This is a genomic window from Pseudoalteromonas sp. SR41-8 (assembly GCF_014163915.1).
In the GTDB taxonomy this organism is placed as follows: domain Bacteria; phylum Pseudomonadota; class Gammaproteobacteria; order Enterobacterales; family Alteromonadaceae; genus Pseudoalteromonas; species Pseudoalteromonas rhizosphaerae.
In genome coordinates, this window is record NZ_JACJEE010000004.1 from 133,169 (window position 1) to 145,030 (window position 11,862).

An 11,862-nucleotide genomic window follows, 5' to 3' on the forward strand; every position below is an offset into this window, starting at 1 on the left:
TTATTATTGACACTTTTATACTGTACTTAATGTGTTTGCTCGATAGGTTCGAGTTGTAATTTTGCAGCTATCAACACCGCTTGCGTGCGGTTATACACTCCAAGCTTACGGAATATCGCGGTGATGTGCGCTTTGATCGTTGCTTCTGAAATATGTAGTTCATAAGCGATCTGTTTATTCAACAAACCTTCGTGCAAGTACTGCAGCACTTTATATTGCTGTGGGGTAAGGGAGGCTACTTGAGCGGCGATTTCTTTATCTTCATTGGTAACGCTCGCTACTTTGTCTTTAAGCTCAGGTGGTAGCCATACATCGCCATCGAGTATTTGATTAATTGCTCCGGCAATATCATCTGATGATGATGACTTAGGAATGAATCCCATCGCCCCGTAGCTCATAACTTTTGAAACAATATTGATATCTTCACTGCCAGAGACAACGGCAATCGGTAAACTTGGGTAATCTTCGCGAATGCGGATCAGGCCGTATAAATCGCCACTACCAGGCATATGTAGGTCTAGTAATAAGATATCTAAATCTTCTTGTTCACTAAGCACTTGCAATGTAGTTTCAAAATTTTCAGATTCAAAAACCTCTAAACCATCAAACTTTGCCGTTAATGCCCCTTTTAGTGCTTCGCGAAATAACGGGTGGTCATCCGCTATTAAAAACTGACTCATGGTTCACTCCTAATGAATTCGGCTGCCATCTATCAAATAGCTGACAGCCGATATACTACGTTTAGAATCAACTTCTAATCAAGTTTTTAACGCATATTTAACGATTTAATCGGTTCTCGATTAATTCATCAACCACACCAGGGTCTGCAAGTGTTGAGGTATCACCTAATTGCTCGTGCTCATTTGCAGCGATCTTACGTAAAATACGACGCATGATCTTACCTGAGCGGGTTTTAGGTAAACCTGGTGACCATTGGATCATATCTGGCGATGCAATTGGGCTAAGCTCTTTACGAACCCAATTACGTACCTCTTTGGTTAATTCGTCACTGACCGTTACACCCTCGTTTGGCGTTAGGTAAACATAAATACCTTGGCCTTTAATATCGTGCGGGTAACCTACTACAGCAGCTTCGGCAACCGCAGGGTGAGCAACCAGTGCACTCTCAATCTCGGCAGTACCTAAGCGATGTCCTGATACGTTTAATACATCATCAACACGGCCGGTGATCCAGTAGTAACCATCTTCATCACGGCGACAACCGTCTCCAGTAAAGTACACACCCGGATAAGCAGAGAAGTAAGTTTGTTCAAAACGTTCATGATCGCCATAAACTGTTCGAGCTTGTGATGGCCAGCTATCAAGAATAACTAAGTTACCATCAACTGCGCCTTCCAGAGCATTACCTTCAGCATCAAATAATGCTGGCGCAATACCAAAGAATGGACGGGTTGCAGAACCTGGCTTCATATCAATTGCACCTGGTAAAGGTGTGATCATGATGCCACCAGTTTCAGTTTGCCACCAAGTATCAACAATTGGGCAGTTACCTTTACCCATGTTTTCGTAATACCAAGTCCATGCTTCTGGGTTGATTGGCTCACCCACCGAGCCCAAAATACGTAGGCTATCGCGGTTTGAGGTCGCTGTTGGTTCATCGCCTTTGGCCATCAGTGCACGAATTGCCGTTGGCGCTGTGTATAAAATTGTAACATTATGCTTATCGACTACTTCACCCATACGTCCTGCGGTTGGGTAAGTGGGTACACCTTCAAATAAGACTTGCGTACAACCATTAACTAATGGGCCGTAAGCAATGTAACTGTGACCTGTGATCCAGCCCACATCGGCGCTACACCAAAAGATATCATCTTCTTTTAGATCAAACACATATTCGTGAGTCATCGATGCATATACTAAATAACCACCAGTCGTATGAACCACCCCTTTAGGCTGACCTGTTGAACCTGAAGTGTAAAGAATAAAGAGTGGATCTTCTGCATTCATCGGCTCTGGTGCACAGTCTGGGGCTTGATCAGCAACTAAATCATGCCACCATACATCATGTTCATGCCATTGTACCTCGCCACCCGTTAACTGATGTACAACAACGTGTTCGATGGTAGTGACCGACTGTTGTGCAACGGCTTCATCAACATTTGCTTTAAGCGGCACTGTATTGCCTGCACGACGCCCTTCATCAGAAGTAATAACAATTTTAGCACCAGAATCTTTAATACGATCAGCAATTGCTGATGGTGAGAAACCACCAAAGACTACCGAGTGAATTGCACCTAAACGCGCACATGCTTGCATTGCATAAACAGCTTGCGGTGACATAGGCATGTAAATAGCAATACGATCGCCTTTTTTAACACCGAGTTTTTTCAAACCATTGGCAAATTTTGCCACTTCGTCATGCAGCTGTTGATAAGAAATATGTTCACTTTGCGATGGATCGTCGCCTTCCCAGATCAATGCCGTTTTATCTGCTTTAGTTGCCAGATGGCGGTCAATACAGTTATACGAAGCATTAAGTTCGCCATCTTCATACCATTTAATACTGATATGGCCTTTATCAAAAGAGGTATTTTTTACTTTAGTAAAAGGTGTTGACCAATCGAGACGTTTACCGTGCTCTGCCCAAAAACCTTCTGGATCATCAATAGATTGCTTGTAAAGTGTATTATATTTATCGTTATCAACTAAGGCTGCATTCTTGATATGTGCAGGAACTGGATAGATACTTTGTGACATAGTCGTCTCCATTTTAATTACTTGCCTAAGGCCTATCTTAAGGATCACCCAGCATAGCGGGCGAAAGTATTAGACCTTAGTTGTATTATCTTTGATTTATTTCACTGAACGCTCTAATTGTTTTAAAATTTCATCATTTTACGCTATTAATACAAAATGTTAATGATATGTTTAAACTAGGGTAGCAAGCTTGCCACCTTAGTCTAATAGACCAATAGGTAATTGAGTAAAAAGCATACTTAATCAAAAGTGGTATCACAACACAAGTATCATGATGCAACAAGCAGCCCCGAATAGGACTTTGACTATGACAACAAAATCAACAGTATTAAAAACACTTACTGCCACTGCCGTATTGTGCGCGCTCTCAGCTACAGCACAAGCCGCAACCATTGGTGGCACTGATGTTACTTATGGTGGTTATATAAAACTCGATGCAATGTGGAGTGATTATTCAGCTGGCGCGCCTGCAGGAACAAATGTAGGGCGTGACTTTTATGTACCAAGTACATTAACAGTCGGTGCCGACAACAACTCTGATGCTGTATTTGATATGCACGCACGTCAGTCTCGTTTTAATTTTGGCACATCAACACTCCTAGACAACGGCAAAACCATAAGTAGTAAAATCGAAATAGACTTTTTAGCATCTGCTGCTGGCGGTAATGAGCGCGTATCTAACTCATACGCGCCACGTATTCGCCACGCATTTATTTCTTACGACGGCTGGTTGTTTGGTCAAACATGGTCAAACTTCCAAAATGTTGGTGCACTGCCTGAAACTCTTGATTTTGTAGGTCCAGCTGAAGGCACGGTATTTGTTCGCCAAGCACAAGTTAAATACACAACTGGCGCATGGTCTTTCTCGCTAGAAAACCCTGAAAGTACAATTACAACTTCAAATGGTATGGCTGTAACCGATGATGCATCATTACCGGATTTCACAGCACGTTACACACATACTGCTGATTGGGGTAACTTAGTGGTTGCAGCGCTTGCTCGTCAACTTACTTATAAAGTGGGCGGCCTTGACGCTGATGAAACATCAATTGGCATTAGTGCATCAGGTATGTTTAAAGTTGGCCAAGACAACGTTAAATTTATGCTTACCCAAGGTAAAGGCTTAGGTCGTTACGTTGGCTTAAATGTTGCGCATGGTGCAGTGCTTAATGGTGATGAGCTAGATGCAATTGACTCTACATCAGGGTTTATTGCTTACCAGCACAATTGGAATAACCAATGGCGCTCAACATTCCTTTACTCGTTCTTCTCAGCAGACAATAACACTGATTTGCTTACGATTACCGGTGACCCAACTGAATCTAGCCAAAGCTATAGCGCTAATATTTTATACTCACCAGTTAAACGTTTAACGTTTGGTGCTGAGTTAAAGCATGCAGAACGCGAAACAGAAAGTGGCGTTGATGGTGATTTAGATCGCCTGCAGTTCTCAGTTAAATACGCGTTCTAAGCTAAAACTAAATTATATTACTTCCTTAAGCGGCTTTGGCCGCTTTTTTATTACTCCAAAATCAAACTCTTTATCGAATAAAACACAACAATGCAATTGCAAATCGTTGGCATTTAGATTAAATTGCGTACTTCTTTTTAATTTATGGGATGTCACATGTCTGCCCCGCAGTTTTTACGTTTATCTAAATTAGCAGCTTTTACTTCGCTAGCTATAAGTGGTGTTGTTCACGCAACCGAAGAAAATAACAATCATGAATCCCTTGAAAAAATAGCTGTGTATGGACAACACCATAAAAATTACATTACGGAAGATGCGCAGTCAGCAACCAAATTGGGCTTAACAATTAAAGAAACACCGCAGTCGATCTCTGTTATATCGCGCGCCTTAATGGACGACTTCTCTCTCGATGATATTAATGCCGTACTAGAAAGCACGCCAGGCGTAACTGTTGAACAAATAGAAACAGATCGCACATATTTTAAAGCCCGTGGTTTTGAAATTACTAACTTCCAAGTAAATGGCATGGGTACCCCGCAAGATAACGGCTCGATTCAAGGTACACTTGATACCTCTATTTTTGAAAGCGTAGAAGTTGTTCGCGGCGCAAATGGTTTGATGACTGGTGCAGGTAACCCGTCAGCTACCGTTAACATGGTACTTAAAAAGCCAACTTATCAAACAAAAGTAAGCGCTTCTGCATCGTTTGGTTCATGGAGTAACAAACGCTTGGAACTCGACGCCTCAACGGCGTTAACTGAAAATCAGGCCGTACGTGTTGCGTTTACAAAACAAAAAACAGATTCATACCTAGATCGCTACGAACAAGACAAAACCATTTATTACCTTGCCTATGAAGGCCAGCTTACCAACAGTACGACTTTATCGGTAAACTATGTCAATCAACAAAAAGATGCCGACAGCCCGCTTTGGGGAGCATTACCGCTTTATTATAGCGATGGTAGTGCAACAAATTTTGATGTATCGACAAGTACAGCGTCAGATTGGTCATATTGGAATAACTCTACTGAGCAACTTTTCGTCTCAGTTGAACAAAACATTACTAATACTTGGTTTTTAAAAGCAAATTACGCGCATTTAGTAAATGAGCAAGATTCTGAGCTATTTTACGTTTTTGGTACTCCCGATCGTGAAACCGGCCTTGGCTTAACGGGTTATGCAAGTGAGTATGACCATAAAGACAAGCACGACATTTTTGATTTATACGTTGCGGGTAAGTTCGATTTATTCGGCATGGCGCATGATTTATCATTTGGTGTAAACCAGGCTGATATGGATAATTATGATAAGTCACTTTATGACAACACGACAGGCAATGGTTATCCTCCAATGCCAGAGCTTGGTGGCTGGGATGGCGCAGCGCCAGTGGCAACGCTTACGGATGGTTTGACCGGAGGTGATGTTACTAACAGACAACGTTCTGCTTATATTTCTACGCGTATTCGTGCTACCGACTCACTCAGCTTTTTAGCCGGTGTTAGCCAAGTTAACTGGCAATCTAAAGGTATGTCGTATGGTGTTGCCAAAGATAAAAATGCGGATAAAACCATTCCTTATTTTGGCACTGTGTACGATATTAACGACGATCTAGCAGCGTATGCCAGCTACACAGAAACATTTGTGCCGCAAACTGAGCGTGAGATCAATGGTGATTACCTCGATCCAATCACAGGTAAAAGCAGTGAAATAGGCGTAAAAGCACAGTTATTAGACAGTAACCTGTTTGTTACCCTTGCTTATTTTGATGCTAAGCAAGTTGGCCTTGCGGTTGCAATTCCAGGCTCAAAACCTGATGACACCCGTTACTATGGTGCTGATGGTATTAACAGTGATGGTTTTGAAGTGGAGCTTAGCGGTAAAATTACTGAAACCCTCAGTACTAGTTTTAGTTATAGCACCATCAATATTGATGGTGATGAGCTTGTTAAGAATTACACCCCTAAAAACCAGTATAAACTTGCCATCACTCATAAAGTGACTGAGATTGAAGGGCTAACATTTGGCTTAAATTACCGCTGGCAAGATGACACTAAACGCATTCAGCCAATTACAGCACTGGGTGTTACTCCAGTTACCAAACAAGATGCATTCGGTATCTTAAACCTTATGACTACTTACGATATTACGGATAATGTCGGTTTGTCGTTCAATATTAATAATGTAACCAATGAAAAATACATCCACAGCCTGTATTGGGAGCAAGGCTACTATGGTGCACCACGTAACTTCACTGTCTCAGTGAATTGGCAGTTATAACTCGCTAACAAAAATACAAATACAAAAAAGCCGCTAAATATTATTTAGCGGCTTTTTTAATGTTAAGTGCGGGTCAAATCGCGCTTATTAAATACTTTTAAAGCTCAGCATCATCTGCTAACACTGTGTCTTCAATATCGTCAGGCTTAATTGTTGCTTTTAATAACAACATATCACGCAATTTACCTTCAATCTCGTTAGAAATCTCAGGGTTCTCTTTCAAGAACTTAATTGAGTTTGATTTACCTTGACCAACTTTACTACCATTGTAGCTATACCAAGCACCTGCTTTTTCAACCAGCTTATGCTTAACACCTAAGTCAATTAACTCGCCATGCTTAGAGATGCCTTCACCATACATGATGATAAATTCAGCTTGCTTAAACGGAGGAGCAACTTTGTTTTTCACCACTTTAACGCGGGTTTCGTTACCCACCACTTCGTCGCCCTCTTTAACAGAACCGATACGACGAATATCTAAACGTACTGACGCGTAAAATTTAAGTGCGTTACCACCAGTAGTGGTTTCTGGGTTACCAAACATAACACCAATTTTCATGCGGATTTGGTTAATGAAAATACATAAAGTGTTTGAACGTTTGATATTACCAGTTAGCTTACGTAATGCTTGTGACATTAAACGTGCTTGTAGGCCCATGTGTGAATCACCCATGTCGCCTTCAATTTCAGCTTTCGGTGTTAATGCCGCAACCGAATCGACAACAACCACATCAACAGCGCTTGAGCGTACTAACATGTCACAAATTTCAAGTGCTTGTTCACCTGTATCAGGTTGTGAAACTAATAACTCATCAATATTTACACCCAATTTTTGGGCATAAATTGGATCAAGTGCATGCTCAGCATCAACGAAAGCACAGGTTTTACCTTCTTTTTGTGCTTCAGCAATAACTTGTAATGTTAGCGTTGTTTTACCTGATGATTCAGGGCCATAAATCTCAACAATACGCCCCATAGGTAAACCACCTATGCCTAATGCGATATCAATGCCCAGAGAGCCTGTTGATATAGCATCAATATCTAACGCTTTATTGTCACCCAATTTCATTATTGAGCCTTTACCAAATTGACGTTCAATTTGAGATAAAGCAGCGTCCAACGCTTTTTGTTTGTTATCGTTCATTTTACTCTCCAAATCCGGCTAATACAGACAAGTATACTGTATGAAATCACAGTATCAAGCTAATTTTATTAATTTATCTTTTCTATAATGGTTTTTAATGAGTAAACAATAGCTTGCAACCTAACTTGCGCTCTATCGCCTGCGAATATCTGTTGGCTCGGATACTGTTTCTCGCCAATTTGAATACAAAACCATACTAAACCTACTGGTTTTTCTGTACTGCCACCACCTGGACCTGCAATCCCCGATACTGCAACCGAAATATCTGCCCCTGCGGCCTTACACGCACCCGCGGCCATTTGCAAAACAGTTTGCTCACTCACTGCGCCGTATAAAGTTAAGGTTTGCTCTGTAACCCCTAGTAAATCCTGCTTAGCTTGATTACTGTATGTTACAAATGCACGGTCAATATAAGCCGAGCTGCCAGGGGTATCTGTTAACGCATAACTCACTCCACCACCAGTACATGATTCAGCACTAGTGATCCATAAGCGTTTATCCGTTAAAATAGCGCCTAACTGCGCAGCAAGTGTTTTAATCTCTTGATGTAATTCCATATTCAGCCTTTGGGTAAATACATGTCGTTCGATCTTTATGCACCGCACAATATAAGTCAACAAACTCCGATGATGCAGCAGTATCTAAAAATAAAATCTGAGCATCGTGATATTCTACTGTTTTATCGCATGGGCGATTTTTACGAGCTATTTTTTGATGATGCAAAACGTGCAGCACAACTGCTTGATATTTCACAAACTCACCGTGGTAAAGCCGGCGGCGATCCTATTCCTATGGCAGGCGTCCCTTATCATGCGGTAGAGAACTATTTAGCTCGTTTGGTACAAATGGGTGAATCCGTCGCTATTTGTGAGCAAATAGGCGATCCTGCAACCAGCAAAGGGCCTGTTGAGCGCAAAGTTGTACGCATTGTTACCCCTGGCACCATTTCTGATGAAGCACTATTACAAGAGCGCCAAGATAATTTACTGACCAGCGTTTGGCAAAGTAAAAAAGGCGTGTATGGCATTGCTTACTTAGATATTAACTCAGGCCGTTTTAATATTGTTGAAGTAAATACTGAAGAAGCATTTAGTTCAACTTTACAACGCTTAGCACCAGCAGAGTTACTCTATAGCGAAGACTTTGCCAACTTTCATTTGATTGAGCATATCAAAGGTATTCGCCGTCGTCCTGAATGGGAGTTTGACTTAGACACTGCACAACATTTGTTATGCGAGCAGTTTGGCACCAAAGATTTAGTCGGTTTTGGGGTTGATAAAGCAACTGCTGCATTAGTTGCCGCCGGTTGCCTTATGCAATATGTGAAAGACACGCAACGTATTGCTCTACCCCATATTCGCGCCATCACATTAGAACATAACGAACATGCAGTAATCTTAGATGCTGCCACTCGTAAAAATTTAGAGTTGACCGTTAACCTCTCTGGTGGCTTTGAAAACACCTTAGCACAAGTACTTGATAAAACAGCAACAGCGATGGGCTCACGGCTATTAAAGCGTCGTATTCATACACCAATACGTTCTAAACCTGAGCTTAACGCTCGCCTTAATGCGATTAGTGCCATTATCGATGTACAGCTGTGTGGTGAGCTACATGAGTCGTTAAAACAAATAGGTGATATTGAGCGTGTTATTGCTCGTTTAGCATTGTGGACCGCTCGTCCGCGCGATTTAACCCGTCTGCGTAGCGCACTACAAGCCCTAGCTCCACTGCACGAGCTATTAACCGATGCCAGCGATCCTCGCATTAGTCAGATCATCGCGCAATCTCCTGAATTACCTGATTTACAGCAATTACTTGAGCAAGCAGTGATTGAAAACCCACCGGTACTTATTCGTGATGGTGGCGTAATTGCACCGGGTTACAACAGTGAACTCGATGAATGGCGTTCACTCAGCCAAGGCGCTACCGACATTCTTGAGCAACTCGAACAGCGCGAGCGTGAACGCACCGGTATTAGCACCCTTAAAATCGGTTATAACCGTGTGCATGGCTTTTTTATTGAAGTAAGTCGTGCCAACGCACATTTAGTGCCTGCTGATTATATTCGTCGCCAAACGCTTAAAAATAACGAACGTTATATAATTCCAGAGCTTAAAGAGCATGAAGATAAAGTGTTAGGTAGCCAATCAAAAGCTCTGGCGCTTGAAAAGCAACTTTACGAACAACTGTTTGAATTTATTGCCCCGCACATTGAACAGCTACAAATAATGGCGGCAGCACTGGCAGATTTAGATGTGCTAAATAACCTTGCCGAGCGTGCAATTGCATTGAACTATGCAAAACCGCTACTGTGCGATAACGATGACATTAGTATTAAGCAAGGTCGCCACCCAGTTGTTGAACAAGTAATGAAAGACCCTTTCATTGCCAATCCTGTAGAGCTTAATGCTCAGCGTAAAATGCTGATCATTACGGGACCAAATATGGGCGGTAAATCAACCTATATGCGCCAAACTGCACTGATTGTATTAATGGCACACATTGGTAGCTTTGTGCCAGCAGACAGCGCTAAGATTGGTAATATCGACCGTATATTTACACGTATTGGCGCCAGTGATGACTTAGCATCAGGTCGCTCAACCTTCATGGTCGAAATGACCGAAACAGCCACCATTTTAAACAATGCTACCGCGCAGTCACTGGTGTTAATGGATGAAATTGGCCGAGGGACGAGTACCTACGATGGTCTATCATTAGCTTATGCAACAGCGGATCATTTAGCATCAAAAATATCCGCTAAAACTTTATTTGCAACCCATTATTTTGAACTTACCGAACTAGCCGAGCAACAAGCGGGACTGGTGAATGTTCACTTAGATGCGATAGAGCACAACGACACAATCGCCTTTATGCATACCGTACTTGATGGTGCCGCAAGTAAAAGTTTTGGCTTGCAAGTAGCGGCCTTAGCTGGGGTGCCAAAAGCAGTTATAAAGCAGGCAAAACAAAAGCTTAAAATGCTGGAGAATCATCAGCCAGTCACTGCTGATATCAATGCAGTACAGCCATCATTGTTTGCAGCTGAACCATCACAGGTAGAAGCACAACTCGCTGAGGTTGACCTAGATAACTTAAGCCCACGCCAAGCTCAAGATTTACTATATAAGCTAAAATCGCTGCTGTAGCATGCTTTAAGCACAAAAAAAGCTGAAGAGTTAGCTCCTCAGCTTTTAATAATTATTTTCTGTGTGTATTTGTGTTGCTGCGTCTATTGCTCTATCAATGTTATGAAAACTGATCAAACAAGCTATCAGTGCTTAATCCTTCATGCTGCAAAATATCTTTTAAGCGGCGCAGTGCTTCTACTTGAATTTGTCTTACTCGCTCACGCGTTAAACCGATTTCACGACCCACATCTTCAAGCGTTGATGGCTCATAACCTAACAAACCAAAACGACGTGCAAGCACTTCACGTTGCTTAGGATTAAGCTCACCTAACCAGTCTACAATGTGCTTATTGATATCATTATTTTGTACTTCGCCTTCCGGGCCAAAGCCTTTTTCATCGGCAATAATATCTAACAATGCTTTATCGTTTTCACCACCAATAGGTGTATCTACAGAGGTGATTTTCTCGTTTAAACGCAGCATTTTAGTTACGTCTTCAACTGGTCGGTCTAAACACGCTGCAATTTCTTCGGCAGTGGGCTCATGGTCCAGCTTTTGCGTTAGTTCACGTGCGGTGCGTAAATAAACGTTAAGTTCTTTCACTACATGGATTGGTAAGCGAATTGTGCGGGTTTGATTCATGATGGCGCGTTCAATTGTTTGACGGATCCACCAAGTCGCATAGGTCGAAAATCTAAAACCACGTTCAGGATCAAATTTTTCAACGGCGCGGATCAAACCAAGATTACCTTCTTCAATTAAATCAAGTAACGCAAGGCCACGATTATTATAACGGCGGGCGATTTTAACAACTAAACGTAAATTACTTTCAATCATTCGTTTACGAGAAGCGCTACAGCCTTTTAATGCTTTGCGAGCAAAAAAGACTTCTTCTTCAGCACTTAATAATGGCGAAAAACCAATTTCACCTAAATACAGCTGAGTCGCATCTAAATTCTTAGTGATTTCCTCTTTGGCAAATATTTCATCTTCTTTGTCATCATCTTTATCGACGTCATCTAATAATTCAGAGTCTGTATCAGCGACAGCTATATCATCAAATTTATCATCAATCGCATCTTTCGTTTTTTCTATTTTTGCTGTGTTACCCATGAGCGTA

8 protein-coding genes are annotated in these 11,862 nt (G+C 41.8%); 3 read left to right on the top strand and 5 right to left on the bottom strand.

Annotated features, from left to right (window positions below; genetic code table 11):
- Positions 1-26: 26 nt before the first annotated feature.
- Entirely contained in the window at positions 27-680 is a 654-nt protein-coding gene (locus H5162_RS04630) for a response regulator transcription factor (protein WP_145235295.1), read from the bottom strand.
- A 97-nt stretch (positions 681-777) separates the two neighbouring features.
- Complete coding sequence (gene acs, locus H5162_RS04635; protein WP_182731527.1) at positions 778-2,718, bottom strand: acetate--CoA ligase; 1,941 nt, start codon at positions 2,716-2,718, stop codon at positions 778-780.
- A gap of 307 nt (positions 2,719-3,025) precedes the next feature.
- Between acs and H5162_RS04640 the strand changes: the two genes are divergently transcribed.
- The gene (locus H5162_RS04640) at positions 3,026-4,189 is read left to right on the top strand and encodes a DcaP family trimeric outer membrane transporter (protein ID WP_145235291.1); all 1,164 of its coding nucleotides are present in this window, start codon (positions 3,026-3,028) and stop codon (positions 4,187-4,189) included.
- A 156-nt stretch (positions 4,190-4,345) separates the two neighbouring features.
- Complete coding sequence (locus H5162_RS04645) at positions 4,346-6,466, top strand: TonB-dependent siderophore receptor (RefSeq protein ID WP_182777806.1); 2,121 nt, start codon at positions 4,346-4,348, stop codon at positions 6,464-6,466.
- A gap of 97 nt (positions 6,467-6,563) precedes the next feature.
- Here H5162_RS04645 and recA read toward each other — a convergent pair whose 3' ends face one another.
- Both recA and H5162_RS04655 read right to left on the bottom strand, forming a co-directional pair.
- Positions 6,564-7,610, bottom strand: coding sequence for a recombinase RecA (recA, locus tag H5162_RS04650; protein ID WP_149982137.1), 1,047 nt, complete (start codon positions 7,608-7,610; stop codon positions 6,564-6,566).
- 68 nt (positions 7,611-7,678) lie between these two features.
- On the bottom strand, positions 7,679-8,167 hold the full coding sequence (locus H5162_RS04655; RefSeq protein ID WP_145235284.1) for a CinA family protein: 489 nt from the start codon (positions 8,165-8,167) through the stop codon (positions 7,679-7,681).
- Between the two features lie 21 nt (positions 8,168-8,188).
- Here H5162_RS04655 and mutS point away from each other — a divergent pair, with 21 nt between their 5' ends.
- Positions 8,189-10,759, top strand: a complete 2,571-nt coding sequence (gene mutS / locus H5162_RS04660; protein ID WP_182731529.1) for a DNA mismatch repair protein MutS — start codon at positions 8,189-8,191, stop codon at positions 10,757-10,759.
- Between the two features lie 100 nt (positions 10,760-10,859).
- Here mutS and rpoS read toward each other — a convergent pair whose 3' ends face one another.
- Positions 10,860-11,855, bottom strand: coding sequence for an RNA polymerase sigma factor RpoS (gene rpoS, locus H5162_RS04665; RefSeq protein WP_145235280.1), 996 nt, complete (start codon positions 11,853-11,855; stop codon positions 10,860-10,862).
- Positions 11,856-11,862 lie beyond the last annotated feature (7 nt).

Excerpts from the sequence above, each read along its gene's own strand:
- rpoS (WP_145235280.1), bottom strand. The coding sequence starts at position 11,855 with ATGGGTAACACAGCAAAAATAGAAAAAACGAAAGATGCGATTGATGAT.
- H5162_RS04655 (WP_145235284.1), bottom strand. The coding sequence starts at position 8,167 with ATGGAATTACATCAAGAGATTAAAACACTTGCTGCGCAGTTAGGCGCT.
- H5162_RS04640 (WP_145235291.1), top strand. The coding sequence starts at position 3,026 with ATGACAACAAAATCAACAGTATTAAAAACACTTACTGCCACTGCCGTA.
- recA (WP_149982137.1), bottom strand. The coding sequence starts at position 7,610 with ATGAACGATAACAAACAAAAAGCGTTGGACGCTGCTTTATCTCAAATT.
- acs (WP_182731527.1), bottom strand. The coding sequence starts at position 2,718 with ATGTCACAAAGTATCTATCCAGTTCCTGCACATATCAAGAATGCAGCC.
- H5162_RS04645 (WP_182777806.1), top strand. The coding sequence starts at position 4,346 with ATGTCTGCCCCGCAGTTTTTACGTTTATCTAAATTAGCAGCTTTTACT.
- H5162_RS04630 (WP_145235295.1), bottom strand. The coding sequence starts at position 680 with ATGAGTCAGTTTTTAATAGCGGATGACCACCCGTTATTTCGCGAAGCA.
- mutS (WP_182731529.1), top strand. The coding sequence starts at position 8,189 with ATGTCGTTCGATCTTTATGCACCGCACAATATAAGTCAACAAACTCCG.